The sequence below is a fragment of the Caulobacter sp. GW821-FHT11E10 genome (assembly GCF_058808375.1).
Genome location: NZ_JBXARP010000007.1, coordinates 105,947 through 130,151 on the forward strand (window position 1 = coordinate 105,947; position 24,205 = coordinate 130,151).

The 24,205-nt window shown below is 68.0% G+C and carries 29 protein-coding genes and 2 pseudogenes; 12 read left to right on the forward strand and 19 right to left on the reverse strand.

The window, feature by feature from the left end; translation table 11 throughout:
- Positions 1–40: 40 nt before the first annotated feature.
- A complete protein-coding gene (gene rpmE, locus AC1RRV_RS15905; protein WP_492860631.1) occupies positions 41–268 on the forward strand; it encodes a 50S ribosomal protein L31 in 228 nt (75 codons plus the stop codon).
- 79 nt (positions 269–347) lie between these two features.
- On the opposite strand, the gene AC1RRV_RS15910 is transcribed toward rpmE, so the two are convergent.
- Positions 348–782, reverse strand: coding sequence for a hypothetical protein (locus AC1RRV_RS15910; RefSeq protein WP_492860632.1), 435 nt, complete (start codon positions 780–782; stop codon positions 348–350).
- 67 nt (positions 783–849) lie between these two features.
- The gene (locus AC1RRV_RS15915) at positions 850–1,344 is read right to left on the reverse strand and encodes a YcgN family cysteine cluster protein (RefSeq protein WP_492860633.1); all 495 of its coding nucleotides are present in this window, start codon (positions 1,342–1,344) and stop codon (positions 850–852) included.
- Between the two features lie 54 nt (positions 1,345–1,398).
- Between AC1RRV_RS15915 and pbpC the strand changes: the two genes are divergently transcribed.
- The gene (gene pbpC / locus AC1RRV_RS15920; RefSeq protein WP_492860634.1) at positions 1,399–3,630 is read left to right on the forward strand and encodes a multimodular transpeptidase-transglycosylase PbpC; all 2,232 of its coding nucleotides are present in this window, start codon (positions 1,399–1,401) and stop codon (positions 3,628–3,630) included.
- Between the two features lie 11 nt (positions 3,631–3,641).
- Here the strand turns inward: pbpC and AC1RRV_RS15925 are convergent.
- From AC1RRV_RS15925 to AC1RRV_RS15935, 3 genes and pseudogenes are all read right to left on the reverse strand, one after another.
- A pseudogene (locus AC1RRV_RS15925) lies at positions 3,642–3,731 on the reverse strand (hypothetical protein); the annotation flags it as partial.
- Between the two features lie 21 nt (positions 3,732–3,752).
- Positions 3,753–6,083: a GH92 family glycosyl hydrolase gene (locus tag AC1RRV_RS15930; protein WP_492860635.1), complete on the reverse strand. Its 2,331-nt coding sequence runs from the start codon at positions 6,081–6,083 to the stop codon at positions 3,753–3,755.
- A 140-nt stretch (positions 6,084–6,223) separates the two neighbouring features.
- The gene (locus AC1RRV_RS15935) at positions 6,224–6,931 is read right to left on the reverse strand and encodes an aspartate/glutamate racemase family protein (protein ID WP_492860636.1); all 708 of its coding nucleotides are present in this window, start codon (positions 6,929–6,931) and stop codon (positions 6,224–6,226) included.
- A 60-nt stretch (positions 6,932–6,991) separates the two neighbouring features.
- On the opposite strand from AC1RRV_RS15935, the gene AC1RRV_RS15940 reads away from it, so the two are divergent.
- Positions 6,992–7,378, forward strand: coding sequence for a RidA family protein (locus AC1RRV_RS15940; RefSeq protein ID WP_492860637.1), 387 nt, complete (start codon positions 6,992–6,994; stop codon positions 7,376–7,378).
- Here AC1RRV_RS15940 and AC1RRV_RS15945 read toward each other — a convergent pair.
- Together AC1RRV_RS15945 and AC1RRV_RS15950 are read right to left on the reverse strand one after the other, a co-directional pair.
- Entirely contained in the window at positions 7,375–8,100 is a 726-nt protein-coding gene (locus AC1RRV_RS15945) for an ABC transporter permease (protein ID WP_492860638.1), read from the reverse strand. The genes AC1RRV_RS15940 and AC1RRV_RS15945 overlap by 4 nt on opposite strands.
- Positions 8,100–9,041 (reverse strand): ABC transporter ATP-binding protein, encoded by a 942-nt coding sequence (locus AC1RRV_RS15950; protein WP_492860639.1) that lies wholly within the window; start codon positions 9,039–9,041, stop codon positions 8,100–8,102. Before AC1RRV_RS15950 ends, AC1RRV_RS15945 begins: the two co-directional genes overlap by 1 nt.
- A 103-nt stretch (positions 9,042–9,144) precedes the next feature.
- Here AC1RRV_RS15950 and AC1RRV_RS15955 point away from each other — a divergent pair, with 103 nt between their 5' ends.
- Positions 9,145–9,645: a DUF2975 domain-containing protein gene (locus AC1RRV_RS15955; RefSeq protein ID WP_492860640.1), complete on the forward strand. Its 501-nt coding sequence runs from the start codon at positions 9,145–9,147 to the stop codon at positions 9,643–9,645.
- Positions 9,645–9,884 (forward strand): helix-turn-helix domain-containing protein, encoded by a 240-nt coding sequence (locus tag AC1RRV_RS15960; RefSeq protein WP_492860641.1) that lies wholly within the window; start codon positions 9,645–9,647, stop codon positions 9,882–9,884. Before AC1RRV_RS15955 ends, AC1RRV_RS15960 begins: the two co-directional genes overlap by 1 nt.
- Before the next feature lie 9 nt (positions 9,885–9,893).
- Here AC1RRV_RS15960 and AC1RRV_RS15965 read toward each other — a convergent pair whose 3' ends face one another.
- Positions 9,894–10,979, reverse strand: coding sequence for a 5-(carboxyamino)imidazole ribonucleotide synthase (locus AC1RRV_RS15965; RefSeq protein ID WP_492860642.1), 1,086 nt, complete (start codon positions 10,977–10,979; stop codon positions 9,894–9,896).
- A 3-nt stretch (positions 10,980–10,982) separates the two neighbouring features.
- On the reverse strand, positions 10,983–11,474 hold the full coding sequence (gene purE / locus AC1RRV_RS15970; protein WP_492860643.1) for a 5-(carboxyamino)imidazole ribonucleotide mutase: 492 nt from the start codon (positions 11,472–11,474) through the stop codon (positions 10,983–10,985).
- A gap of 211 nt (positions 11,475–11,685) precedes the next feature.
- Here purE and AC1RRV_RS15975 point away from each other — a divergent pair, with 211 nt between their 5' ends.
- Positions 11,686–12,402, forward strand: a complete 717-nt coding sequence (locus tag AC1RRV_RS15975; protein ID WP_492860644.1) for a GGDEF domain-containing protein — start codon at positions 11,686–11,688, stop codon at positions 12,400–12,402.
- Positions 12,403–12,502: 100 nt separating this feature from the next.
- Complete coding sequence (locus AC1RRV_RS15980) at positions 12,503–12,865, forward strand: response regulator (protein ID WP_492860645.1); 363 nt, start codon at positions 12,503–12,505, stop codon at positions 12,863–12,865.
- A 10-nt stretch (positions 12,866–12,875) separates the two neighbouring features.
- Here the strand turns inward: AC1RRV_RS15980 and AC1RRV_RS15985 are convergent, their stop codons facing one another.
- The 3 genes and pseudogenes from AC1RRV_RS15985 to AC1RRV_RS15995 form a co-directional block, all read right to left on the reverse strand.
- Positions 12,876–13,103: a YdcH family protein gene (locus AC1RRV_RS15985; protein WP_492860646.1), complete on the reverse strand. Its 228-nt coding sequence runs from the start codon at positions 13,101–13,103 to the stop codon at positions 12,876–12,878.
- Between the two features lie 61 nt (positions 13,104–13,164).
- A pseudogene (locus AC1RRV_RS15990) lies at positions 13,165–13,666 on the reverse strand (TIGR02444 family protein).
- Positions 13,632–14,249: a UbiX family flavin prenyltransferase gene (locus AC1RRV_RS15995; protein WP_492860647.1), complete on the reverse strand. Its 618-nt coding sequence runs from the start codon at positions 14,247–14,249 to the stop codon at positions 13,632–13,634. Before AC1RRV_RS15995 ends, AC1RRV_RS15990 begins: the two are co-directional and overlap by 35 nt.
- A 130-nt stretch (positions 14,250–14,379) precedes the next feature.
- Here AC1RRV_RS15995 and AC1RRV_RS16000 point away from each other — a divergent pair, with 130 nt between their 5' ends.
- Positions 14,380–14,553, forward strand: a complete 174-nt coding sequence (locus AC1RRV_RS16000; protein WP_252633200.1) for a YdcH family protein — start codon at positions 14,380–14,382, stop codon at positions 14,551–14,553.
- Between the two features lie 79 nt (positions 14,554–14,632).
- On the opposite strand, the gene AC1RRV_RS16005 is transcribed toward AC1RRV_RS16000, so the two are convergent.
- Together AC1RRV_RS16005 and AC1RRV_RS16010 are read right to left on the reverse strand one after the other, a co-directional pair.
- Positions 14,633–15,346, reverse strand: a complete 714-nt coding sequence (locus tag AC1RRV_RS16005; RefSeq protein ID WP_492860648.1) for a DUF1013 domain-containing protein — start codon at positions 15,344–15,346, stop codon at positions 14,633–14,635.
- A 128-nt stretch (positions 15,347–15,474) separates the two neighbouring features.
- Positions 15,475–16,461, reverse strand: a complete 987-nt coding sequence (locus AC1RRV_RS16010) for an NAD(P)H-quinone oxidoreductase (protein ID WP_492860649.1) — start codon at positions 16,459–16,461, stop codon at positions 15,475–15,477.
- A 95-nt stretch (positions 16,462–16,556) separates the two neighbouring features.
- On the opposite strand from AC1RRV_RS16010, the gene AC1RRV_RS16015 reads away from it, so the two are divergent.
- Both AC1RRV_RS16015 and rcdA read left to right on the forward strand, forming a co-directional pair.
- Entirely contained in the window at positions 16,557–16,763 is a 207-nt protein-coding gene (locus tag AC1RRV_RS16015) for a DUF1192 domain-containing protein (RefSeq protein ID WP_492860650.1), read from the forward strand.
- A 191-nt stretch (positions 16,764–16,954) separates the two neighbouring features.
- A complete protein-coding gene (gene rcdA, locus AC1RRV_RS16020; RefSeq protein WP_492860651.1) occupies positions 16,955–17,464 on the forward strand; it encodes a protease adaptor protein RcdA in 510 nt (169 codons plus the stop codon).
- Between the two features lie 3 nt (positions 17,465–17,467).
- Here the strand turns inward: rcdA and AC1RRV_RS16025 are convergent, their stop codons facing one another.
- Complete coding sequence (locus AC1RRV_RS16025) at positions 17,468–18,145, reverse strand: COQ9 family protein (RefSeq protein ID WP_492860652.1); 678 nt, start codon at positions 18,143–18,145, stop codon at positions 17,468–17,470.
- Between the two features lie 182 nt (positions 18,146–18,327).
- On the opposite strand from AC1RRV_RS16025, the gene rpsU reads away from it, so the two are divergent.
- Positions 18,328–18,564 carry a 30S ribosomal protein S21 gene (gene rpsU, locus AC1RRV_RS16030; protein WP_099582401.1) on the forward strand — a complete coding sequence of 79 codons (237 nt, stop codon included), beginning with the start codon at positions 18,328–18,330 and terminating at the stop codon, positions 18,562–18,564.
- 258 nt (positions 18,565–18,822) lie between these two features.
- Here the strand turns inward: rpsU and AC1RRV_RS16035 are convergent, their stop codons facing one another.
- The 4 genes from AC1RRV_RS16035 to AC1RRV_RS16050 form a co-directional block, all read right to left on the reverse strand.
- A complete protein-coding gene (locus AC1RRV_RS16035) occupies positions 18,823–20,253 on the reverse strand; it encodes an ABC transporter permease (protein WP_492860653.1) in 1,431 nt (476 codons plus the stop codon).
- Positions 20,250–21,179, reverse strand: a complete 930-nt coding sequence (locus AC1RRV_RS16040) for an ABC transporter ATP-binding protein (RefSeq protein ID WP_492860654.1) — start codon at positions 21,177–21,179, stop codon at positions 20,250–20,252. Before AC1RRV_RS16040 ends, AC1RRV_RS16035 begins: the two co-directional genes overlap by 4 nt.
- 38 nt (positions 21,180–21,217) lie before the next feature.
- Positions 21,218–22,174, reverse strand: a complete 957-nt coding sequence (locus AC1RRV_RS16045) for an alpha/beta fold hydrolase (RefSeq protein WP_492860655.1) — start codon at positions 22,172–22,174, stop codon at positions 21,218–21,220.
- Between the two features lie 61 nt (positions 22,175–22,235).
- On the reverse strand, positions 22,236–23,084 hold the full coding sequence (locus AC1RRV_RS16050) for a M23 family metallopeptidase (protein ID WP_492860656.1): 849 nt from the start codon (positions 23,082–23,084) through the stop codon (positions 22,236–22,238).
- Positions 23,085–23,420: 336 nt separating this feature from the next.
- Here AC1RRV_RS16050 and AC1RRV_RS16055 point away from each other — a divergent pair, with 336 nt between their 5' ends.
- A complete protein-coding gene (locus AC1RRV_RS16055; RefSeq protein WP_492860657.1) occupies positions 23,421–23,774 on the forward strand; it encodes a UrcA family protein in 354 nt (117 codons plus the stop codon).
- Positions 23,775–24,205: the final 431 nt, after the last annotated feature.

Consider the following 24,205-nt stretch of genomic DNA (forward strand, 5'->3'; position numbering starts at 1 on the left):
CCATTTTCAGTCGCCGCCGTAGTCGGTCCGGATCGCCGCCATGAAACAAGACATTCACCCCGACTATCACTTCATCACCGTCACCCAGACGGATGGCTCGAGCTATCAAACGCGCTCGACCTACGGCAAGGAAGGCGCGAACCTCGCGCTGGACATCGACCCGCGCACCCATCCGGCGTGGACGGGCGGCAACGCCCACCTGCTGGACCGTGGCGGCCGCGTCTCGCGCTTCAACGCGAAGTTCGCTGGCTTCACCGCCAAGAAGTAAGAAGCTTCCAGCTTCTCGCCGTAAGGGCGACGAAAAGCCGGCTCCGCGATCGCGGGCCGGCTTTTTCTGTGTCTGGACCTCAGGCGAACGCCCCTGCCCCGAAGACCTGAGCCCAGGCTGGGTCGGAGTCGTCGGATGAGGTGGCCGGGCGGCGGACACGCCGGGCGCGGGGCGCTCTTGGACGGGCCCGGACGGCCATCGGCGCAATCCGCCCCGTCCAGGCCTTGAAGGCCCGCCAGCCGGGCGCCAGTCGCGTGACGATCAAGGTCGCGGCGAACAGCTCGATCCAGCCGACGATGTCGACGGCCAGGACCCAGGCCAAATCCGCGATCACCAGCTCGGCGGCGAAGACGGCCATCGCCAGCACGATCGTCGCCACAAGCAGGCTCTGCCAGGTCGTGGTGTTGAGTTTCGCCGCCGGCGCCTCGACCAGCCAGCGCCAGAGCCAACCGCCAGGTCTCCGGGAAACGGCCAGGGCCAGCAGCCCGATCAGGGCGGCGATCATCAGCGACATGCGACAGGTTCCGGTAGGAGCTCTACCGCAGATGGGGAAGGCGGGAGCCGCCGCAAGCGCCCCTCAGTCAGTCCTCGCTATCGTCCGGCTCGTAGAGATCGTCCCCGCGATCGCGCATCAGGTCGGTCGCCACGAAATCCATCGCGTCCTCGGCGTCGACGAAGCTGAGCTCCGACACGGTCTGGTTCCGCACCGACACCCCGGCCTTGTGGGTGCTGTCCGGATCGCCGGTGATCAGCGGGTGCCAGCGCGGCAGGTCCTTGCCCTCGTGCAGCCGGCGATAGGCGCAGGACGGCGGCATCCACTCCAGGTCCTCGATATTGTGCGGCGTCAGCTTGATGCAGTCGGGCACCGTCTTCCGGCGGTTGGGGTAGTCCTTGCACTGGCAACGGTGCTCGTCGAACAGCTGGCAGTGCACCCGCGTGGGGATGATCTCGCCCGTGTCTTCGTCTTCGAAGCGAACAAGGCAGCAAAGACCGCAGCCGTCGCATAGGCTCTCCCACTCGGGGACGGTCATCTCGGAGAGCGTCTTCGTCTCCCAGAAAGGTTTGCGTGGCGTCATGGCGCCGTCCTAAACCCGATTTACCCGGCGACCAAACAGAGCCTGACGCAGACCGTGAACGACTGGACGCTGCCGCCCTACAAGTTCGACGACAAGGAACCGCCCCGGAAGCCGAATGGGCCCGGGCGGGAGCCTGCCGCCGGCGCGCGTCCAGAGCCCGCCGCTCACGACCCCTGGGCGCCCGAACCGCCGCCGCAGGACCCGTTCAAGCTCTCCGACAAGCCCACCTCCGCGCCGCCCCCGCCTACCCGTCCGCCCGAGGAGCCGTTCCGCGCCGACCTCAAGCACGCCGCCGCGAAGAAGACGGCCCGCAAGCGCGGCTGGATCCTCGGGGCGCTGCTGGTCATTTTCCTGGTCGGCGTGCTCGGCGTCGGCGGCGGCGCGGCCTATGTCTGGTTCAAGTATCTGAAGGACGCCCCACAACTGCCCTCCCGCGAGGCGCTGTTCGCGGTCAACCGCGCGCCCGGCATCCGCTTCGAGGATCGCAACGGCCAGGTGATCGCCACGCGGGGTCCGCGCTATGGCCAGCGCATCACCCTCGGCGCGGTGCCCAACTACGTCCCGCTGGCCTTCCTGGCCGCCGAGGATCGCCGTTTCTACAAGCACGGCCCCATCGACGCCCAGGGCATCGTCCGGGCCGCCTGGGTCAACTGGAAGGGCGGCAAGACCCGCCAGGGCGCCTCGACCCTGACCCAGCAGCTGGCCAAGGGCCTGTTCCTGACCCCCGACCGGGTGGTCAAGCGCAAGCTGCAGGAGATGCTGCTGGCCTGGAAGCTGGAGCAGGTGCTGAGCAAGGACGAGATCCTCGAGCTCTATCTGAACCGCATCTATTTCGGGGCCGGCACCTATGGCGTCGATGGCGCGTCCCAGACCTATTTCGGCAAGCCCGCCAGCCAGCTGACCCTGTCGGAGGCCGCCCTGCTGGCCAGCCTGCCCAAGGCCCCCTCGCGCCTCGCCCTGACCAACGACATGCAGCGCGCCCTGGCCCGCTCGCGGCTGATCCTGGCCAATATGCGCAAGGAAGGCTGGATCACGCCCGAGCAGGAAAGCCGCGCCCTCGCCGACGTCCCTCAGCTGTCGCCCATAGCCCTGCAGGACGAGGGCGACTTCGGCTGGGTGCTGGACTACGCCACCACGGAAGCCGTGAAGATCGCCGGCCAGAACGCGCCCGATCTGGTGGTCCGCCTGACCATCGACCCGGTGCTGCAACATGAGGGCGCCGAGGTCGTGCGCCAGACCATGGCCACCGAGACCACCCGTTCGGGGGCCAGCCAGGCGGCCTTGCTGTCGCTGTCCACCGACGGCGCGATCCGGGCCATGGTCGGCGGCACGGACTACGGCGAAAGCCCGTTCAACCGCGCCGTCCAGGCCAAGCGCCAACCGGGCTCGACCTTCAAGCCGTTCATCTACGCCGCCGCCGTCGAGAAGGGCGTCCTACCCACCGACATCCGCGTCGACGAGCCGGTGAAGTTCGGCAGCTGGGCGCCGGAGAACTACAGCGGCGGCTATCGCGGTCCGATGACCGTCGAACGGGCCCTGATCAACTCGACCAACACCGTGGCCGTGAAGCTGGGCAAGGAAGCCGGCGGCGCGGCGATCGGCGACCTGGTGCGCCGCTTCGGCATCACCTCGCTGCCGCCCGCGCCCGACCTGTCGGTGGCCCTGGGCTCGTACGAGGTAAACCTGCTGCAACTGACCTCGGGCTTCCAGGTGTTCCAGCAGGGTGGCGTGCGGGTCGAGCCCTATGTCATCGAGTCGATCACCACCCAGGGCGGCGAGCCGATCTTCGCCCACCAGGCCCCGACGGGCGAGCGCCGGGTCTACGACATCGGCCACGCCAGCATCATGGTGAAGATGATGAAAAAGGTGGTTTCGGAAGGCACGGCCAAGCGCGCCGCCTTCGGCAGGCCCACGGCGGGCAAGACCGGCACCAGCCAGAACTGGCGCGACGCCTGGTTCGTCGGCTTCACCCCGGACTACGTGACCGGCGTCTGGGTCGGCAACGACGACGAGAAGCCGATGAACAAGGTGGTCGGCGGCGACATCCCGGCCAGCATCTGGCGGCGCTTCATGCTGACCGCCCACCAGAGCCTGGCGGTGCGCGACTTCGCCTGGCTGTTGCCCGATCCCTCGCCGCAATCGGCGCCCGATCCGCGCAACGGCTACTACGAGATGCTGTCGGCCGAGTTCGCGCGGGCGGCGTCGGAGCTACAGGACGCGGGCGAGGTTCAGGCCCCGCCGGCGCCCGTTCCCGGACAACCAGCCCAAGAGAACCTGCCGTACTGACCCCATTCCTCGTCATCCCGGCCGCGGCGTAGCGGAGAGCCGGGACCCAGGGGTCGGCGCAGTGCGGTCGCCCCTGGGTCCCGGGTCGGCTTCGCCGCCCGGGATGACGAGGAAATTGGAATTTACTTGTAAGCCGTCATCGAGGTCGGCCGGTCTTCCACCTTCGTCGCCCAGGTCTTGTTCGGCGTCGCGCTCATCGTGAACACCAGCTCGCCGCCCGCCACGATCTCCTCGTGCTTGAGGAAGGCCCGCGTCAGCGGCTTACCGTTCAGCGTCACCTTGCCGACATAGGGTCTGGAGTCGGCCATCCCCTCGGCCCGCACCGTGAACCGCTTGCCGTTCGGCAGGTTCAGCGCCGCCTTGTCCACGAACGGCCGGCCAATGGCATATTCGTTCGAGGCCGGGGTGACCGGATAGAAGCCCAGGCTGGTGAACATCAGCCAGGCCGACATCTGGCCCAGGTCGTCATTGCCCGACAGGCCGTCCGGCGTCGGCTTGTACTGGCTCTTGATGATCTGGGTCAGGCGCGCCTGGGTGCGCCACGGCGCGCCGGCGTAGTCGTACATATAGGCCACGTGGTGGCTGGGCTCGTTGCCGTGGATGTACTGGCCGATCAGGCCGGCGATGTCCTCGGCGTGGGAGTAGTCGACCTTCGAGTTGTCGAAGTCGAACATGGCGTCCAGCTTCCTGACCGTCGCCGCGTCGCCGCCCAGCACCTTGACGATCCCGCCCAGGTCCTGCGGCGCGAACCACGAATATTGCCAGGCGTTGCCCTCGGTATAGTCCGAGCCGTAGTTGATGGCGGTCGGGTTGAACGGCTCGCGGAAGGTCCCGTCGCTCTTGCGGGCCCGCAGGAAGCCGGTCTTGGCGTCGAAGCTGTTGCGCCAGTAGCCGGCGCGCTTCTCGAAGGTCGCGGCGACATCGGCCTGGCCCATGTCCTTGGCCATGCGGGCGATGGTCCAGTCGTCATAGGCGTATTCGACCGTCTTGGAGGCCGCTTCCGGCTCCTTGTCGATCGGGGCGTAGCCCAGCTTCATGTAGTCGCCGAGACCGCCGTACGGGGCGTAGGTCGCGCTCTTGACCATGGCGTCCAGGGCGGCCTTGCCGTCATAGCCGCGAATGCCCTTCATCCAGGCGTCGGCGATGACCGGCACGGCGTGATAGCCGATCATCGTCCAGGTCTCCTGGCCGTGGAACTGCCAGACCGGCAGGATGCCGTAGGGGCTCTGGCGCTGCGAGGCGATCAGCGAGTTGACCACGTCATTGGTGTAGTCGGCCGGCTGCACCAGGGTCAGCAGCGGATGCTCGGCGCGGAAGGTGTCCCACAGCGAGAAGGTCGAGTGGAAGGTGAACGGCCGGCCGTCCAGCTTGCCCTCATGCACCTGGTCGTCGGGTCCGCGATAGCGGCCGTCGGCGTCGGCATAGACGCTGGGGGCCAGAAGCGTGTGGTAGAGGGCCGTGTAGAGGGTTTTCCGCATCGGGGCCGGGGCCTCAATGTCGACAGCCCCCAGGGCCTTCTCCCAGGCTTGCTTGGCGCGGGCGCGCTGGGCGTCGAAGTCGAAGCCCGGCTCGTCGCTGGCCAGGTTGGCGATCGCCCCGTCCTCGCTGGTCGACGACAGCGCCACCTTGACCGTCAGCGGCCCGTCGATCTGCCCGAAGTCGAACACCCCGACCAGGGCGCGGCCCTGGACCTGGGCGCGGTCGGTCGGCGTCCGACCCGGCTGGGCGAAGCCCTTGTAGGGAATGTCCGTCTCGCGGTTGTGGAAGGCCTGCCCCACCAGCGGCCTGTCGAAGCGGATGGCGAAGAACAGCTTGCGGCCCGGCGCCCAGCCCCGCGTCTCGCGATAGCCGGTGATCGTCCCGTCCTGCGCCACGCGCAGCCGCGACCACAGCACCTTGCCCGGATAGTTGTAGATCGAGCTGCGCAGGTCGATCAGCACCTGGGCCCGCTGGCCCTTCTGGAAGGTGTAACGATGCAGCCCCGTGCGCAACCCCGCCGTCAACTCGGCCCGCACCTGGCTGTCGCTGAGGGTGACGGCGTAATAGCCTGGCTGGGCCACCTCGGTGTCGTGGCTGTAGCGCGAGCGGTAGCCCGAGCCCGGCTTGTCGGCCTCGCCTGGGTCGAGCTTGGCCTCGCCGGAGACCGGGGTCAGCAGGATGTCGCCGAGGTCCGAATGCCCCGCGCCCGAGAAGTGGGTGTGCGAGAAGCCCAGGATGGTCGGGTCGCCGAAGCGGTAGCCGGCCGCGCGGGCGTAGCTCTGCTTGAACGGCAGGATCTCGGTGTCGGGGCTCAGCTGCACCATGCCGAACGGGACCACCGCCCCGGGAAAGGTATGGCCGTCGCCGCCTGTGCCGATGAAGGGGTCGACGGCGTCGTAGGCGCTGGTGGTCTGGGCGTGCGCGGCCCCCGCCAGGATCGAAAGGCCGGCGGTCAGGGCGAGGGCAAGGCGCATGGGGAAGCTCCGCAACTTTGGCGGAGGGCACCCTATCAGTCGTTTTTCCCAAGGTTCGAGTTCAAAAATGCTCGTCATCCCGGAAGCCTCGCAGAGGCTATCCGCTTCGCTGCGGCCGGGATGACGAGGTGATTTGAGCTCTAGTGTTCCCCCAGCGCCCGCTCCACCGCCGCCATGGCGTGCAGGGTCGTGGTGTCGAACACGGGAACCGCGCTGTCGGCCTGGCCGATCAGCAGCATGATCTCGGTGCAGCCCAGGATGATCGCCTGCGCCCCGCGCTCGACCAGCCGCGCGATCACGGCGCGGTAGACCTCATGCGACGCATCCAGCACCCGCCCCGCCACCAGCTCCTCGTAGATGATCCGGTGCACCGCCGCGCGGTCGTCAGCGTCGGGCGTCAGCACCGAGAGCCCGTGCTTCTTCTCCAGGCGACCGCGATAGAAGTCGTGCTCCATGGTGAAGGCCGTGCCCAGCAGGCCCACGGTGGTCAGGCCCGCGGCCTTGATCGCCTCGCCGGTCGGATCGGCGATGTGCAGCAGCGGGATATGGACGGCCGCTTCGATCTCGTCGGCCTCGCGGTGCATGGTGTTGGTGCAGAGGACCAGGAAGTCGGCCCCGCCGGCTTCCAGGGCCCGGGCCGCGTCGGCCAGGCGCCGCGACAGCTCAGGCCAGCGGCCGGCATGCTGCAGGTGCTCGATCTCGGCGAAGTCGAACGACCACATCAGGGTCCGGGCCGAGGCCACGCCGCCCAGCCGCTCGCGGACGGCCTCGTTGATCAGCCGATAGTACTGGGCCGAGCTTTCCCAGCTCATGCCGCCGATCAATCCGATGAGCGCCTGTTCCGTCATGGCCGTTTCGCGTCCGATGCCTATCTAAGCTCCGCCTAAAGAACTCGAGGGAGAGACGCCATGGAAACCGTGACTCACAATCCGACCGAGGGCGTCTACGCCACCACCGACGACTATGTGCACGCCATCGAGGTGCGCAATCCGCAGCGCCTGCTCTACGTCGCGGGGACCATGGGGCTGGAGAACAATGGCGAGCCCGGCGCCTCCCTGGAGCGGCAGCTGGAGCTGCTCTGGGCCAATCTGCGCGCCATCCTGGAAAGCGCCGACATGACCGTCGACAACATCGTGCGTCTGACCAGCTATCTGCGCGACGTCGCCTATGTCGAGGCCAACGGCGCCGCCCGCGTGAAGGCCCTGGGCGACCGCCGCATCCCGACCACGGCGATCGTCGTCCAGACCCTGTCGGAAGACTGGCTGGTCGAGCTGGAGATCGTCGCGGCCGCCTAGAGCACCTCGCGGCGCGCGAGGTGGACGATCGCCCCCACCAGCACGACCAGACCAAGCCCCCCGCCCAGCGCCAGCGCCGTCTCCACTCGCCAGGCCTCGCGGGCCATCATGTTGATCGGCATCTGCCAGGGGAAGAACACCCCGGCTTTGGCCGAGGTCGCCATCACCGAGAAGAAGGTCCCGCCGATCCCCAGCGCGAGGGCCGGCACGAAGCTGGCGAAGCGCAGGGCGGTCCACAGCTGGACAGCGATCAGCAGGGTGGCGGCGGCCACGACCTTGGCGTTGAGGAGCAGCAGACGGCTCAGGTCCAGCGTCCCGGTCGCCGCCACCGCGGGCTTGAGCGCTCCAGCGGCCGACACGGAGCCCCAGGACATCAGCAGGTTCAGGCAAGTCATGGCCACGACCAGCGCGACCACGCAGATCGCCTTGGCGGCGTAGATCCGCCAGCGGGGGACCGGCAGAGACCGCAGGTGATCCCAGGCGCGCGGGCCGTGCTCCATATGGGCCACCAGGGCGGTCAGCGCGGTCACGGTCATCGGCAGCATGAAGATCGCCCAGGTGCCGGTCGCGCTTTGCTGGAACATCTCCCACGACCCCGCCCGCTTGCCGCGCAGCATCACGAAGAACATCAGGACGGCGATCAGCGACGGCGCGGCCAAGGCCAGGACGAGGGCGAGCGAACGGTTGAGCTTGCGGATTTCGACGGACAGGACGGCGAGCATCAGGCGACCTCGACTTGGAGCTGGCGTTGATCGGAGACGGCGACCTGGCGGTAGATGTCTTCCAGCGACCGCTCCCGGGGCCCGATGGCGAAGACCGAAAGTCCGGCCTGGACCAGGGCGCGATTGAGTGCGGCGGCCGCCTGGTCGGCGTCCTCACCGACGCGCAGGGCCACCGTCAGGCCCGCCTCGGTCGCGACGGGCGACAGGTCGTGGCCGCGCAGCAGCTCGGTGGCCTTGGCGTCGTCGCCGGTGCGCAGCAGGATCCGCGGCGCGAGATCCGCCTTCAGCCGCGCCAGCTCGCCCTCCAGCACCAGGCGGCCGTCATTGACGACGCCGACATGGGTGGCGGTCTGCTCGATCTCGCCCAGCAGGTGGCTGGACAGCAGCACCGTGGCCCCGGTGCGCTCGGGAAGTGTCTTCAGGAAGCGGCGCATGTCGGCGATGCCGTCGGGGTCGAGGCCATTGGTCGGCTCGTCCAGCACCAGCACCGGCGGCGCGCCCAGCATGGCGCGAGCCAGGCCCAGGCGCTGGCGCATGCCCAGCGAATAACCCGAGACCTTCCGGCCCGCGTCGGCCCGCATCTCGACCACGTCCAGAACCCGGTCGATCTCGCTCTTCGGGACCCCCAGCAGGGTCGCGGTCAAGGACAGGTTCTCGGCCCCGGTCAGGTTGCCGTAGAAGCCGTGCGCCTCCAGCAGCGCTCCGACCTTGCGCGCCGCGGCGATCCGCTCGCGGGCGACGTCCAGGCCGAGGATCCGGGCCGCGCCGGCCGTCGGCCGGATCAGGCCCAGCACCATCTTCAAGGTCGTGGTCTTGCCCGCGCCGTTGCGGCCCAGGAAGCCGTACACGGCCCGTTCGGGCACGGTCATGGACACCCCATCGACCGCCAGTTGGCGGCCGAAGCGTCGGGTCAGACCTTCGGTCTCGATGGCGGCGGACATGGCGGCGGGCTCGCTTCGTTTAAGTCTAAGATAAAGTTGCGAGGGCCGCATCTTTAAGTCAAGATTAAAGATGAGACACAAAACCGCCCCTTGGAGAGGCCGCGTGAGCCAGAGCGACATCGACCGTTTCCGCCGCAAGTGCGGCCAATTCCGCTGGCTGGCGGTGTTCATGGTGATCAGCGTCGGGACCCTGCTGGCGCTGATGGCCTGGGTCTTCCCGCTGCTGCTGGTCCTGATCCGCAAGACGCCACTCATGACCAGCAACATGCTGGCGTCGACGATCTGGAATCTGCCGGCCGCCTGCTACCTGTTCGGCGTGTGGTCGATCGGGCGGGCGATGGGCGACCTGGCCATGGGACGCCTGATCCAGGCTACTCTGCCCCCGGCCCTGCGCCGGGTGGGGATCGCCCTGGGCGTCGGCGGCCTGACGAGCGTGTTCCTGATCAGCAACCTGATCCGGCTGGTCGGCCATACGAAGGGCGGCTATCTGCACTTCGACGTGCCGGGCATGACCCTGGGCATGATCGGCGGCGCGCTTTTCCTGCTCGGCCGGGTCATGGACCAGGCGCTGGCGGCGCAGGCCGAACTCGACGAGATGATCTGATGCCTGTCCGCGTCACCCTGGACGCCCTGATCGTCGCCAAGGGCCTCAAGGCCCGCGACCTGGCGGCGGAGGTCGGCCTCAGCGAGACCCAGCTGTCGCTGTTCCGCTCGGGCAAGGTGAAGGGCATCCGCTTCCGCACCCTGGCCCGCCTGTGCGCGGCCCTGGGGTGCGGGCCGGGCGACCTGCTGGATTACGACTTCGACGCGGCCGACCTGACAGGGCCGGACGAGGGGGATTGAGCCCGCCGACTAGTCCTTCAGCGACCGCAGCCGGTTCACGTGCCCCATCTTCCGGCCCGGGCGCGCCTCGCCCTTGCCGTAGAGGTGGACGCGGGTCTCGGGTTCGGCGGCCAGCTTCTTCCAGGCGTCGACATCGGCGCCCAAGAGGTTGGTCATCTCGACATGATGATGCGGCGCGGTGGGGCCCAGCGGCCAGCCGGCGACCGCGCGGATGTGCTGCTCGAACTGGTCGACCTCGCAGCCGTCCTGGGTCCAGTGGCCCGTGTTGTGGACGCGCGGCGCGAACTCGTTGACCAGCAGCTTGCCGCCCGCGAGTTCGAACAGCTCGACGCCGATCACGCCGACATAGTCCAGCGCGGTCAGGATCTTGATGACGATGGTCTCGGCCTGGTCGCGGGTGGCCGTCGTGACCTTGGCGGGAGCGGAGGTGCGTTTCAGCACGCCGCCCTCGTGGTGGTTTTCCGACAGCGGATAGCAGGCGATCTCGCCGTCGCGGCCGCGCGCGGCGATCACCGACAGCTCGCGCCCGAAGTCGGCCGGGGCCTCGAGGATGGCGTTCTGGCGGCCGATCTTGTCGAACGAAGCTTCCGCGTCGGTGGCCTTCTGGATCCAGGCCTGGCCCTTGCCGTCATAGCCTTCGCGGCGGGTCTTCAGCAGCGACGGGGCGCCGATCTGGGCCACGGCCCGCGCCAGGCTCTCGCTGTCGTGGACGGCGGCGAAGGCCACGGTCGGCACGCCGATCTCGGCCAGGAAGCTCTTTTCGATCACGCGGTCCTGAGCGGCGGCCAGGGCCTTGGCGCCCGGCGAGACCACCGCGCCCAGGGTGGCGAGTTCCGACACCGTGTCGGCCGGGACGTTCTCGAACTCGTAGGTGACGACATCGCAGGCCTCGGCCAGGCGCTTCAGCGCCCAGCGGTCGTCATAGGGCGCGACGATCTGACGGGCGGCGACGCGGCCGGCCGGAGCGTTCTCCTCCGGATCCTGGATCACCACGTCGAAGCCCAGGCGCGCGGCGGCCAGGGCCAGCATGCGGCCCAGCTGTCCCCCGCCGAGGATGCCGATGGTCGAGCCAGGAACCAGGGGGAACGAAGGCATCACTTAGTCCTCGACGCTCTCGGCGACGCTGTCGGTCTGGGCCGCGCGGAAGGCCGACAGCCGGCCCGCCAGGGCGGGATCGGCCAGGGCCAGGATCTGGGCGGCCAGCAGGCCGGCGTTCTTGGCCCCGGCCTCGCCGATCGCCAGGGTCGCCACGGGAATGCCGCCCGGCATCTGGACGATGGAGAGCAGGCTATCCAGGCCGCTCAGGGCCTTGGACTGCACCGGCACGCCCAGCACGGGAAGATTGGTCATCGAAGCCGCCATGCCCGGCAGGTGGGCCGCGCCGCCGGCCCCGGCGATGATCACCTTGTAGCCGGCCGCCTCGGCGCCTGTGGCGAACTCGAACAGGCGCTGGGGGGTGCGGTGGGCCGAGATCACCTTGGCCTCGTAGGCGACGCCCAGGCCGTCCAGCGCGTCGGCCGCGCCCTTCATGGTCGGCCAGTCCGAGCGGCTGCCCATGATGATGGCGACAGGCGGGGTGGTCGAAGTCATCGCGTCGTTCCCTCGGCGCGGTGAATGAAGGCCGCCCCGTATGCGCCTCACCCCCTCTACGCAAGCCCAAAACGACACAAAACGACGGTTAGTCGCCCCTAGGCTGAGCGTACGCCACCCCTCCCCTGCGGCTAATCGGCGCCCGGATTGCGTCGAACGCCGTTCCCGTTAACCTTGTTGGAGCTGTGCAATACCGATTCCCGTAAGGCCCATGAAGATTTCCGGCGCACGTACCGAACCTTTCGCGGCGATCCGCAAGCGCGCCCTCGTGCGCGCCGGCGCCCAGGTCGCGACCCGTGAAGTCTCCGCGCCCGACAGCGCCGCCTTTCTGGGTCTGACCGAAACCGACATGACCCCCAAGGTCGTCGAGGCCCTGCAGACCCTGATGACCGAGATCGAGGACCTGCGGAACGAGGTCTCGATCCTGAAGCTGCGCCTGAACGAGGCTCAAGGGTTGGCCGACATGGACGCCCTGACGCCGGTGCTGAACCGCCGGGCGTTCCTGCGCGAGATGAAGCGCGTCGCCGCCTTCGCTCAGCGCTACGGCTCGCCGGCCAGTGTGGTGTTCTTCGATCTGGACGGCTTCAAGAGCGTCAATGACCGGTTCGGTCACGCCGCCGGCGACGAAGCCCTGCGCGCCGTCGCCAAGCGCCTGCTGGCCAATGTCCGCGAGAGCGACATCGTCGGTCGCATGGGCGGGGACGAGTTCGCCGTGGTGCTGGCCCAGGCCGACAAGGAAACCGCCCTCGCCAAGGCCCACAGCCTGGCCGAGGCCGTGCGCTCGACGCCCGTCGAATTCGGCGAATGGTCGGTGCCGCTGCACATCTCATACGGCGTGCGCGAGATCGAGCCCGGCGCCGACGCCGAGGTCTCCCTGGCGGAGGCCGACGCGGCCATGTTCGTCCGGAAGCGCAAAGCGAGCGCCTGACAACTGGCGGTTATGCGACCTTATCGCACGGCGACTCGCCCGGTCCCGGCGCGGTATTCAGACCTTCATAGTCTGTTAAGCATACGCAGGACCCAGGGGCATGCAGCGTATTTTGATCGCCGAGGACGACCCTGTTCTCTCGATGATCTACGAAATTACCCTGACCGAGGCGGGGTTCGACGTCCTGCTGTGCCAGGATGGCCAGGAAGCCTATGAGGCCCTGGAAGCCTTCGTCCCCGATCTGGTCATCACCGACCACACCATGCCCCGCATGAGCGGCGGCGAGCTGGTCAGCGCTGTCCGCAAGGTGATGCCCGACGCCGCCACGCTGATGGCCTCGGCCGTCGACGTCCGCCTGCTCAAGGACGACCAGCACGCCGATGCGCGACTGGAAAAGCCGATCACGCCCGGCCGCCTGCTCCAGACGGTCCGTGACCTTGAGGCCGGCCGCGACCCGGTCTGACGCCCGGTAACTAGGCGATGATGTCCGGGGTCAGCTGATCTTCCAGCTGGCCGATCTCGTCCTTGATGGCCAGTTTCTTCCGCTTCAGGCGGGCGATCTGCAACATGTCGGGCTGGTAGCGTTCTTCCAGGGCCCGAATGGCGTCGTCGAGATCCTTGTGGTCCTCGCGCAGCACGCCCAGCCGACGCTCGATCGAGATGTCGTTATCTTCCGACGGATCGTCGTCGTTCATGGACATGGTCTCAGGTGGGCCCCACTAAAAGGGATAGATAGCAAAGGCTGACGAGCCGTAAAGGCGCTCAACCGCGTGGTTTTTCAAGGGCGTTGGCCAGCTTTTCCAGCGCGGCGCGACGGGGCGGGTCGCCAGACGCCTCGGCGGCGGCGACCAGACCGTCCAGCAGCGGGATCGGCGCGTCCGGCGGTCCGCTGAGACTTTCCAGGCTTTCCATCAGCACGCGCTCGCCCTGCAGCTCGACAGCCTTCACGGCGTCGCGCAGGGCTTCCTTGGCGGCCTCGTCGACGGGAGGGCGCGGAGGCTTCAAAGTCCGGCGCACGCCGCGCAAGGGCGCGCCGATCTCGGCGTCCCAGCGGCGCATCACCTTGGCCGCGTCCTTGAGGTCCGCCGAGCGGCCCTCGCCCGCCATCCAGGCGGCCCACAGCAGGTAAGGCACGTTCTGGCCGTGGGCGTCCTGCAGGTGCAGGCACGCCTCCGCGACAGGTTGTCGCGCGTAGGCCTCAAGGGCCCAATCCCACAGGCGCATGGCCGTTAACCTTCGCTCTTGCCGGCGAGAGTCTCGAGATCCTCGCCCCAGCGCTTCACAGGACGCCAGGAGAGGTCGAACAGGTCCAGCGCCCGCCCCACCGACTGGTCGACCATCTCGGCGATCGAGGCGGGCTTGGCGTAGAAGGCCGGCAGCGGCGGGGCGATGATGGCGCCCATCTCGGAAAGCTTGGTCAGGGTGCGCAGGTGGCCCAGGTGCAGCGGCGTCTCGCGCACCATCAGCACCAGCGGCCGACGCTCCTTCAGGGTCACGTCAGCGGCCCGGCTGAGCAGCGAAGACGTTACGCCAGTGGCGATTTCACTCATCGTGCGGACGGAACAGGGGGCGATGATCATGCCCAGGGTCCGGAACGAACCGGAGGCGATCGAGGCCCCGATGTCGGCCACGCGGTGCACGACATCGGCCTTGGCGTTGACGTCGGCGACCGACAAATCGGTCTCCTGCGACAGGGTCAGGGCCGCCGATTTCGACAGCACCAGATGGCTCTCGACCCCCAAGTCGCGGCAGGCGTCCAGCGCCCGTAGGCCATAGACCACCCCCGACGCGCCGGTGATCCCGACCACCAGCCTGGGTCGATCAGCGGTCTTCGGGGCGTCGGTCATGGTGAATTTTCATCCGTCATGGGAGTGGTTCGCGCCACGTCAAGCGGGGCCGCTTGCAATCATATGTGATCTGACAGCGCCGCGCAGCGGGTGTTCACTTTCTTCTCCAACAGCAATGGAGCCGAGAGCCATGGCCATCGAATCCCGTATCCGCGAGCTTGGGTCCCGTCACGAGAACCTTGATCGCAAGATTCAGGAGGAGACCAGTCGACCCGGTAGCGACGGAACGATGCTTAGGGAGCTAAAGCGGCAGAAGCTTCGGCTGAAGGAGGAGATCGAAGGCCTGAGGGCGCGACTTCACTAGCTGCTAAGGCAGCCGAAAAACGAGAGGCCCCGGTCCGCAAGGATCGGGGCCTCTGCTTTTTTGGGCTCGAAGCCGAGGATCAGTCCTCGTCTTCCTCGTCGTCCACGTAGACGGGGGCCTTGCCGAACACGTCCTCGGCCTTGATCTCCCCGCGCTTGGAGCGGAAATCTTCTTCTTCCTCGACCTCGGGCTCGAACTGGCCGGCCTCCGAGGCGGGACGCAGGGTCGGGTCTTCCGGCAGGATGCCCTTCTTCAGGTCGTCCTTGGCCTTCTTCTCGGCGGCCTTCTTGACCAGCGCGTCCAGCTCCAGCTGGCCGACTAGGCCCAGGGTGACCGGGTCGACCGGCTTGATGTTGGCCGCGTTCCAGTGCGAGCGGGCGCGAACCTGCTCGATCGTGGCCTTGGTGGTGCCGAGGATCTTCGAGATCTGGGCGTCGGTCACTTCGGGGTGGTGGCGCAGGAACCAGGCGATGGCGTCCGGGCGATCCTGGCGGCGCGACACCGGGGTGTAGCGCGGGGCCTTCTTCTGCGGCTTCAGCAGCTCGGCGTGACGGCTGACCTGGGCCTTCATGCGGTAGGCGTCGTTGGCCTGGGCCTTGTCCAGCTCTTCACGGGTCAGCTGGCCGTTGCCGATCGGATCGGCGCCGCGGATGTCGCGCGCCACTTCGCCGTCGGCGATGCCGCGCACTTCCAGCGGGTGCAGGCCGCAGAAATCGGCGATCTGCTCGAAGCTGAGCGAGGTGTTGTCCACCAACCAGACGGCGGTCGCCTTGGGCATCAGGATGTCGGACATGCGGTCCTCCAGAAATGACGGCGCCCGGCCTTTCGGCCGGGCGGGATGTTCGTAAACGCTATAATCCGGTTCTCGCAAAAAGGGAACGGGGATCGTTCAAACTTCAACAGCGGCGGGGTTTTGAGCCCTCAAACCTTCAGCACCACCTTGCCCACGTGGTCCCCGGCCTCAAGGTGCGCGTGGGCTTTGGCGGCGTCGGCCAGGGGGAAGGTCGCATCAACGATGGGACGAACCTTGCCCGCCTCGATCCACGGCCAGGCCACGCGCTCGATCTCGGCGGCCAGGCGGGCCTTCTCGTCGGACGAGCGGGGACGCAGGGTCGAGCCGGTGATCACCGCCCGCTTCTGCATGATCTTCATGACCGGGACCTCCAGCACCGCCCCGCCCAGGCTGGCTATGTAGACGATGCGGCCGCCGGTGTTCAGGGCGTCGAGATTCTTCTCGAAATAGCTGGCCCCGACCATGTCGAGGATCACGTCGGCCCCGCCGGCGGCCTTGACCACCTCGGCGAAGTCCTCGGTCTTGGCGTCGACGGCGATGTCCGCGCCCAGTTCCAGGGCCTTGGCCTTCTTGTCGGCGCCGCGCCCGGTGGCGATGACCTTGGCCCCCGCCGCCTTGGCCATGGCGATCGCCGTTGTCCCGATCCCGGACGTTCCGCCGTGCACCAGCAGCGTCTCGCCGGCCTTCAGGCCGCCGTGCTCGAAGACGTTGGCGAAGACTGTGAAGACGGTCTCGGGCAGGGCCGCGGCCTGCACCAGATCGAGACCGGCCGGAATCGGCAGGGCGTGGCGGGCGTCGACCACGGCGTACTCCGCATAGCCGCCGCCGCCCAGCAGGGCGCAAACCTTGTCACCGATGGCCCAGCGACCCGCGCTCCCGTCGCCAAGGGCCACGACCTCGCCGGCCGCCTCCAGGCCCAGGGTCACGGGCGCGCCCGGCGGCGGCGGGTAGAAGCCCATGCGTTGCAGGAGATCGGGACGGTTCACCCCGGCGGCCGCGACCTTGATCAGCACCTGTCCCGGACCGGGAACCGGCCGGTCGATCGTTACCGCCTGGAGGGCCTCGGCGGGTCCCTTGCCGCCTTCGATGGCGATCGCCGTCATGGTCTGGGACATCCGCTCTGCTCCTCGTCGTACTTGCCTTGCCGCCTACGTAGGCGTCAGATGTCCAGCACACCAGGGCGAAGCCCGCCCGCCTAGGGAGAGAGCCGATGTTCGAGGAGCCCGCGGAACCCCGCGCCTTCGGCGGCCGCGCTTTGAGCGAGACCACCCACGAGGACCTGGAAATCTACGGTGTCTTAGAACTGGAAGAGCGTATCGAGGCCCTACAGGCGGAAATCGAGCGCACCAAAGCGCAGCTGAACAAGAAGAAAGCAGGCCGTGACGCGGCCAATGCGCTGTTTGGTCGCCTGGACTAAGGGTTCTTTTAAGGTTTCGGTGAGGTTACTGGCGTCTTAAGGCGGTCATCCGCTCTCGGACGTCCTTTGAGTACGGTCGGTTCGAAAGGGGGCGGGTCGCGAAACGGGACGGTTGGTTCTGGCACGGGGGTTGCACTCCCTCCTGTCGAGCGAGACGTCCTCGCGGCCTTTCGAAGGGGCATTGAGTAGCTATGACCGAACTGAACGCGTTCGCGGACACGCCTTGGCGCGCTGGAGTCATCCAGGACTTCGCGCGATCGGAACTGTTCGACCGGACGTTCGAGGAAGGCATGCAGCTGGTCGAAGAGACCGCCGCCTATCTCGACGGCGCCGGCCGTCATGACAGCAAGATCCTGTCCCGCAACGCCGCGCTCGGCTACGCCACCGAAAGCATGCGCCTCACGACCCGCCTGATGCAGGTCGCCTCATGGCTGCTGGTCCAGCGGGCCGTGCGCGAGGGCGAGATGCCGCCGGAAGCCGCCTGCGCCGAGAGCTATCGCCTGGGCGAGGAAGCCGCCGGCGAAGCCCCGCCCGTCGAGGAACTGCCCTTCGGCCTGACCAACCTGCTGCAGCGCTCCGAGCGCCTGTACGAGCGGGTCCGGCACCTGGACCGCCGCATGTACGTGGAGTCGCCCAACGAAGAGGCTCCGCGCCCCGTGCAGGCCCATTTCGACCGCCTGACGGCCGCGTTCGGGGGCTAGCCCCTACTTCCCGTACCGCATCCGCGCCAAGGCCGAGACGACCTCGCCCGCGAGGTCCATCGGCTTCAGGCCGGCCTTCCATTTCTCGAAGGCCATGACGTTGTCGATGCGCGCGTCCAGGTGCGACAGCGCCGAGGCGCGGCCCGAGGCCACGTCGACGGCCAGGGTCGAGATCAGGATGCCCGACAGGATCGCCCGTTTCGAATAGTGGTTCTCGTCGGTGGCCGTATCGCCGGCCCAGCGCCAGATCACGTCCGCCGACTCCCAGGTCAGCCGCAAAGCCAGGGCCAGGTTGGTCGGGAAGGCCAGGAAGGCGGCCAGGGCGCGCAGCACGTCGGCATGCTCCTGGGCCGCGTCGAGCCGGGCGACCACGCCCTCGCGAATTCGCTGGCGAATCTTCAGGGCGGCGACGTCGAAGGCCTTCAGGCGGCCAAGCGCCGCCGCGTCATGGCGTCGCGACAGCAGGGCGGCCAGATCGCGCGGCCCTTCGGGCAGCAACAGCTGACCCTCGGCCTCGGAAAGGCCAGCGGCGGCCAGGGCGCGGCTGACGAGTCCGGCGTTCCAGCCGGCCTTCGGCGCAAGGCGCAGGGCCTCGTCCAGCACGCGTTGCTCGGCGGTATCCGCCCAGGTTTGGCCCGCTCGATCCGAAGCTTGGCCGGAGGGTTCGACGGTTTCGCTCATGAATCCGAGTCTACACCGGTGTTTAGGCCGCGTCGCGCATGGACAAAGCGCCTCGCCCCTGCTATCAGCCCCGCCTCATCGCCTGGGAGAACCCCTCTCAGGTTACCCAGTTTTGTTCGCCCGCCCGGCCCCTCAAGAGGGACTTGGGAACATTGGTCGGGCTGTCGAATGGAGAGATACCCCTGGTCCAGATTTTCGTCCGCGACAACAACGTCGATCAGGCGCTGAAGGCCCTGAAGAAGAAGATGCAACGCGAAGGCTCGTTCCGCGAAATGAAGCGGCACGTGCATTATGAAAAGCCGTCGGAAAAGCGCGCCCGTCAAAAGGCCGAAGCCGTCCGTCGCGCTCGCAAGCTGGCCCGCAAGCGCGCCCAGCGCGAAGGCCTGCTGCCGATGCCGAAGAAGCCGGTCGGCCGGTAAGCTTCAAAAGCTTACTGTCGAAGAATTCCAAAGGCCGCGCGGTGATCCGCGCGGCCTTTGTCGTGTCTGGGCTCCAAGGGAAGCCTGAAATCCCCAAATACCCGCCTTCCTAGGCCTTGTGCCTAGGACCCATGGTTCAGCTGATGCTGAGCCTCCAGGCGGACGACCACACTGACGGGCCCCGCCTTCCATTCAGAGGCAAGCCGCGCGCTGGGCCCTAGGCACAAGGCCTAGGGAGGCAGTGATGCAAGGCGCCCCCTACCCCGCCTGCCTGCGGACGATCCGTCCCAGCAGCGTCTTCAGGTCCACCTTCCCCGTCGCCAGCGCCCCTACGTGGAACGCGCGGGCCGAGAAGGCCAGGATCGCCGCCGTCGTCGCGATCATCAGTACGGCCGTGCCGATCACCTGGATTGTCGGCGGGTCGCTGGCGATGCGCACCGGCATCAGGAATGGGGTGAACGGCGGAATCCACGACAGGGTGTTGAGGATCGGCGACTCGGGCGAGCGGATCGCCTGGCTCATGAAGATGATCGGGATGGTCATCACCATGATGATCGGCCCCAGCAGGGTCTGGGCGTCGCGCTGGCTTTCGCAGAAGGCCCCGATGCCGGCGAACAGCGCCGCGTACATCAGGTAGCCGCCGACCAGATAGACGCCAAAATAGAGGATAAGTCCCTTGCCCAGCAGGACGGCGATCAGGTCGCCCGCCAGGCCGGGCGCGAAGTTGATCAGGGCCAGCCATCCGCCCAGGGCCCAGATGCCCAGCACGGTCAGGGTCAGGCCCGCCACGCCCAGGATCTTGCCGCCCATGATCTCCGGGACCGAGGCCGAGGACAGCAGCACCTCGAGGATCTTGCTCGATTTCTCCTCGATCACGCTGTTCAGCAGGATGCTGGCCCCGGTCATCACCATCGACCACAGCAGGAAGCCGGCGGCCAGGCCGACATAGGTCGGCAGGCGGTCGCGCAGGGCCACCTTCTCGCCCGAGGCGGCCTTGGGCGACAGGCTGTTGAAGGTCGGTTTCAGCGCGTCGGCCGCCTTCAGAGTCTGGGACGAGACGCCGGCCCGGGCCAGGGCCCGCTCGCGCATGATGTCGCCGACAGCGCCCCTCAGGTCGCCTTCCAGGACCGGGGCGGCCAGGTTCCGGCTCCACAGGTCCATGACGATCGCCTCGTCCTTGCCGCTCAGAATCAGCACCGAATCGAGACGTTTGGCGTCGACCTCGCGGCGGGCGATCAGGCCGGCTTCGCGCGGCGTGGCGGCGTTCTGGGCCTCGGCGGACGCGGGCAGCACCAGGGTCCGCGCCTTGGGCGCCTTGAAGCGGGCGGCGGCGGTCGGATTGTAGCGGGCCAGCACCTCGCGGCCGGCGGCGTCGCCGCCCTGCGCCTGGGCCTTGCGGACCTCCTCCTGGGCCTTGGGACCGGCGGCGGAGAGGGCCGCGGCGCGTAGGGCCCGGGCCGTATCGCGGTTCTGGTCCTCGACCAGCGACCGGGCGATGGCGGGGCCCAGATTCTGGCCGGTCAGGTCGACGATGGCCAGCCGCTCGGGCTTGGCGGCCTTCATCGCCATCAACGGGGCCAGGCCGCTGACGCCCATCACCAGCGGCAGGGCGATGATCGACAGCCAGAAGCCGACGGTACGGACATAGGCCAGGTATTCCCGGCGGGCGATCTTCAGCAGACGGCTCATGCCTGGCCTCCCGTCAGGACGATGAAGGCGTCATGCAGGCTGGGCTCCTTCAGCTCGAACCTTCGCAGCGCCAGGTCGCGGGCGAAGGCGGCCTTGAGGGCGTCCTGACCTGTGCCGACCCCCACCCCATTTGGCGGCAGGACAGCCACGTGCCGCCAGCCGCCATCGGGCAGGGCCTCCGAGGTCACCTCGCCCAGACCCGGCAGGGCCGAGACCTGATCGGCCGAGAGATCGCCCTCCAGCACCAGGGCGCGGGGCGCGGCGCAGCGGGCGGTGGCGACGTCGCCGTCGAACACCTTCCGGCCCCGCGCCATCAACACGACCTTGTCGCAGAGGCGCTCGGCGTGCTGCATCACGTGGGTGGAGAACAGCACAGTGGCCCCGCGCGTGGCGATCTCGCGGATCATCGCCTCCAAGGCCTGCTGGTTGACCGGATCCAGGCCCGAGAACGGCTCGTCCAGCACCACCAGCTCGGGTTCATGCGCCAGGGCCGAGATCAGCTGGACCTTCTGGGCCATGCCCTTGGAGAGATCCTTGATCGGCCGCTTCATGGCGTAGCCCAGGCCTTGCGCCTCCAGCATGGCCTTGGCCCGCTTGCGCCCGTCCGCCTCCGGCACGCCCTTCAGGCCCGCGAAGAAGGCGATGGCGTCGATCGGGGTCATGCGCTTGTAGAGGCCGCGCTCCTCGGGAAGGAAGCCGATCCGCTCGCGCACCTTCTGGGCGTCGTCAGCCCCCAGCACGCTGATCCGCCCGGCCGTCGCCGGCAGCAGGCCCAGGATCATTCGGATGGTCGAAGTCTTGCCCGCGCCGTTGGGGCCCAGGAACCCGGTGATCCGGCCGGCGGGAACCTCGAAGCTGACATCCCTTACGGCGTGGAAGTCGTCATAGGTCTTGCTGACGCCCTCCAGGCTGACGGCGCTGACCATGACGGAGACCTCCAGAATCTACAGTTCCAGAAGTTGTATCAGCCCTTTTTGTGGGCGTCGGCCACGAAGGCGACCGCCTTGACGATGTGGTCGGCGAAACGGCGACCGATCAGGAGGGTGTGGGTGGCGCCGTCGACATGATCGATCAGGCCATGCTCGGATCGGCGGGCCGGGGCGGCCTGCAGGTCCTTCCAGGTCTCGCGGCCCTGGCGGGGACCGGCGGTGACCACGGCCAGGGGCCATTTGGGATCGAACTGCGGCTGCGCGGCGGCCTGGGCCGAGGCCTCCGCCCAGAGGCCGACCTCCTCGGCCGCCGTGCGGTTATGGCGGCCATTGGCGAAACCCCAGCCCTTCTCGGCCTTGGCCGCCGGGGGTAGGTCGATCTTGTCGCCCAGGCGCGTGTGGACCAGGGGCTTGTAGAGCCCGATCGAGGCCCCGCGCGCGGCCCACCGGGACGCCTTGGCGAAGGCCTTGATGAAGCCCTGCATGCGCGGGTTCAGGGCGGCTTCCGGCGTGGCGGCGTCGACCAGGACCAGGCCGGCGATCTTATCGGGGTTACGGCCGGCGTATTCGCGCAGGCGCAGGCCCGCCATCGAGTGGCCGACCAGGACGTAGGGGCCAGGCTCGCCCGAGGCCGCGACCAGCTTCTCGAAGTCGGAGACGATGGCCAGGCCGTCGCGCGGGCTGGGGCCTTTGGGCGAAAAGCCCATGCCGGCGCGGTCATAGGCGCACGAGCGCCAGCCGGCGGCGGTCAGGGCTTCCTGGGTCCCGCCCCAGTCGGCGGCGAAGCCGAAGGCCCCGGCCTCCAGCCAGACGACCGGCCTGTCGCTCTTGGCCCCCTCGCAGACCAGCCGCAGCTTTCGCCCCGGCTCGATCTCGACCATCTGGCCTCGCGGCTTGGGCGCCCCGGCGGCGCTCATCAGCCCGCCGACGGCGATGTAGGAAACAAGCAGAAGCGCGAAGCCCGCGACGCCACGACCGAGGAACTGGATCATGGCGTTCAATGTAGTGACGCTTTGTGACGCGTCGAGGCGCGTTGCACCGGGATCGGAGCTTTTAAGTGGCCGAACCGCCGATGGGAGGCAGCGCGGGCGCCGTGGACGCCTGGGCGGCGACCACCGGGATGGTGGCGCGGACGCGGCCGTTCTTGAGACGCGCGACCTGGATTCCGTCGCCCTTCGCGCCAGCGCCCGGCTTGATCACGCCCTTGGGCCACTTGGAGACCGTGGCCAGACGGACCTTGCGCGAGACCTTGCCGGCGGCCTTCAGCGGAAGGTCGTTCGCCTCGGCGAAGCTGCGGCCCAGGAAGAAGCTGGGGTTCAGGGGTTTCTCGCCCTTGCGGATCTCGAAGTGCAGGTGCGAGCCGGTCGAACGGCCGGAATTGCCGACGAGAGCGACGGTGTCGCCGCGATGCACATAGACGCCGCGCTTGATCCCCTTCGAGGGGCCGGCGAGGTGGGCGTACATCGTGGTGAGGCCGCCCTTGTGCATGACCTCGACAAAGCGGCCGTAGGTAGGGCTGAGGCCCGTGCGCTTGACCACGCCATCGGCGGCGGCCCTGACGGCCGCGCCACCGGGCGCCGCGATGTCGACGCCCTGGTGCAGGCGCCCGTTCTCTTCCCACGGCATTTGGCGCAAGCCGAACGGCGAGTTGATCACCCGGCCCGGCAGCGGCGCGTCGAACTGGTAGGCGGGCTTCGGCGGAGCGACCTCGGTCTCTTCAACCGGATCGGCCGCGGCCTGAACGACAGGCTTCGGCGCGGCGGAGGCGGGTTCGGCCTTGGACACCCACTCGCCCAGGGCGACGGCGCCGTTCAGCGCCCCGGCCATGGCGGCGACGCCCAGCATGGAGAAGAAGGCCACGCGCAGATGTTGGGGCGGAACAGCCAGGCTCTTGGAGTTCAAACCGCTACCTCTTCGACGTTCGGCCAGCCGAGAGGACCGCGCGCAGGCGGCCTAGCTCTCATGCCCGACCTTTCGGGATGGTGAATCGGCGGGGTGTATGAATGTCGCATGGGGCAAAAACAGGGCGCAGCTTAACCATTCGTTTACGCCGGGGTCCAGCCCACCCCACAACCGCCATGTATTCACCCTAGATTACGAGAAGTTCACATCATTAAAAGCAAGTCACTCTCTTAATTACACGTCATGACTGAGACGTAACGGGACTTGGCGAAACCTTGCGACTAAACAGTATTCATCGGCGCAGGGAAATGCGCCAAGCCAGAGGGATACTTAGAAATGCGCAAGTTCATCATGAGCCTGACCACCGTCGCCAGCCTGAGCCTGGCCGCCGTGCCGATCCTGGGCCTGACCCAAGCCGCGAACGCCGCCGAGCGCGATCCGTCGGTCACCATTTCGCTCGCCGACCTGAACCTGTCCAACCCCGCCCAGGCCGCCGTGTTCAAGGCCCGCGTGCAGGAAGCCGGCGAAACCGTCTGCCGCGCCAAGCTGCGCAACAACCAGCTGGACATGTCGTTCGGCCAGTGCGTGACCGAAGCTCACCGCGACGTGGAACGCCAGCTGACCTCGACCCAACGCAAGGCCCTGGCCTTCGCCGCGCGCGCCAAGACGGTCGAGTTCGCCGCCAAGTGATTTTCAGTACCGCTTACCCACACTCTCCCACCTCCCCACACTCCCCACCCCGCGACAGAGGCCTCAGGTAACCCTGGGGCCTTTGTTTCGTTTGGCACGCCTAAATCCCCTCTCTCTTTGAGAGAGGGAGGGACCCGCCGCGTAGCGGTGGGAGGGTGAGTGGTTTCGCCGCTGGCCGGAGAAACCTGAACAGTTCCATCGATGTTGCCAAGAAACACCCTTCGGACGTCTACCGCTTCGCCCGAGTTTCTTTCGGTAAGGGTGTAACCACTCACCCTCCCACGCCTGCGGCGCGGGCCCCTCCCTCTCTCAAAGAGAGAGGGGTCTTGGCGTCCGGCTACGGTCGAGACCGGTCGTCGTCGCATGCACCGCCCACGAAAAAGGCCCCGGCGTTTCCACCGGGGCCTTCGTCGTCTTAGCGCGAGGAAGAC

Coding starts and splice junctions, on each gene's coding strand:
- AC1RRV_RS15945 (WP_492860638.1), bottom strand. CDS start 8,100: ATGCTCGCCGTCCTGTCCGTCGAAATCCGCAAGCTCAACCGTTCGCTC.
- AC1RRV_RS15940 (WP_492860637.1), top strand. CDS start 6,992: ATGGAAACCGTGACTCACAATCCGACCGAGGGCGTCTACGCCACCACC.
- AC1RRV_RS15965 (WP_492860642.1), bottom strand. CDS start 10,979: ATGCCTTCGTTCCCCCTGGTTCCTGGCTCGACCATCGGCATCCTCGGC.
- AC1RRV_RS16025 (WP_492860652.1), bottom strand. CDS start 18,145: ATGAGCGAAACCGTCGAACCCTCCGGCCAAGCTTCGGATCGAGCGGGC.
- rcdA (WP_492860651.1), top strand. CDS start 16,955: ATGACCGAACTGAACGCGTTCGCGGACACGCCTTGGCGCGCTGGAGTC.
- AC1RRV_RS15915 (WP_492860633.1), bottom strand. CDS start 1,344: ATGACGCCACGCAAACCTTTCTGGGAGACGAAGACGCTCTCCGAGATG.
- AC1RRV_RS16005 (WP_492860648.1), bottom strand. CDS start 15,346: ATGTCCGACATCCTGATGCCCAAGGCGACCGCCGTCTGGTTGGTGGAC.
- AC1RRV_RS16015 (WP_492860650.1), top strand. CDS start 16,557: ATGTTCGAGGAGCCCGCGGAACCCCGCGCCTTCGGCGGCCGCGCTTTG.
- AC1RRV_RS16035 (WP_492860653.1), bottom strand. CDS start 20,253: ATGAGCCGTCTGCTGAAGATCGCCCGCCGGGAATACCTGGCCTATGTC.
- AC1RRV_RS16000 (WP_252633200.1), top strand. CDS start 14,380: ATGGCCATCGAATCCCGTATCCGCGAGCTTGGGTCCCGTCACGAGAAC.
- AC1RRV_RS16040 (WP_492860654.1), bottom strand. CDS start 21,179: ATGGTCAGCGCCGTCAGCCTGGAGGGCGTCAGCAAGACCTATGACGAC.
- AC1RRV_RS16045 (WP_492860655.1), bottom strand. CDS start 22,174: ATGATCCAGTTCCTCGGTCGTGGCGTCGCGGGCTTCGCGCTTCTGCTT.
- AC1RRV_RS15980 (WP_492860645.1), top strand. CDS start 12,503: ATGCAGCGTATTTTGATCGCCGAGGACGACCCTGTTCTCTCGATGATC.
- AC1RRV_RS15995 (WP_492860647.1), bottom strand. CDS start 14,249: ATGACCGACGCCCCGAAGACCGCTGATCGACCCAGGCTGGTGGTCGGG.
- rpmE (WP_492860631.1), top strand. CDS start 41: ATGAAACAAGACATTCACCCCGACTATCACTTCATCACCGTCACCCAG.
- AC1RRV_RS15950 (WP_492860639.1), bottom strand. CDS start 9,041: ATGTCCGCCGCCATCGAGACCGAAGGTCTGACCCGACGCTTCGGCCGC.
- AC1RRV_RS15985 (WP_492860646.1), bottom strand. CDS start 13,103: ATGTCCATGAACGACGACGATCCGTCGGAAGATAACGACATCTCGATC.
- AC1RRV_RS15935 (WP_492860636.1), bottom strand. CDS start 6,931: ATGACGGAACAGGCGCTCATCGGATTGATCGGCGGCATGAGCTGGGAA.
- AC1RRV_RS15975 (WP_492860644.1), top strand. CDS start 11,686: ATGAAGATTTCCGGCGCACGTACCGAACCTTTCGCGGCGATCCGCAAG.
- purE (WP_492860643.1), bottom strand. CDS start 11,474: ATGACTTCGACCACCCCGCCTGTCGCCATCATCATGGGCAGCCGCTCG.
- AC1RRV_RS15910 (WP_492860632.1), bottom strand. CDS start 782: ATGTCGCTGATGATCGCCGCCCTGATCGGGCTGCTGGCCCTGGCCGTT.
- AC1RRV_RS16055 (WP_492860657.1), top strand. CDS start 23,421: ATGCGCAAGTTCATCATGAGCCTGACCACCGTCGCCAGCCTGAGCCTG.
- AC1RRV_RS15960 (WP_492860641.1), top strand. CDS start 9,645: ATGCCTGTCCGCGTCACCCTGGACGCCCTGATCGTCGCCAAGGGCCTC.
- AC1RRV_RS15930 (WP_492860635.1), bottom strand. CDS start 6,083: ATGCGCCTTGCCCTCGCCCTGACCGCCGGCCTTTCGATCCTGGCGGGG.
- AC1RRV_RS16010 (WP_492860649.1), bottom strand. CDS start 16,461: ATGTCCCAGACCATGACGGCGATCGCCATCGAAGGCGGCAAGGGACCC.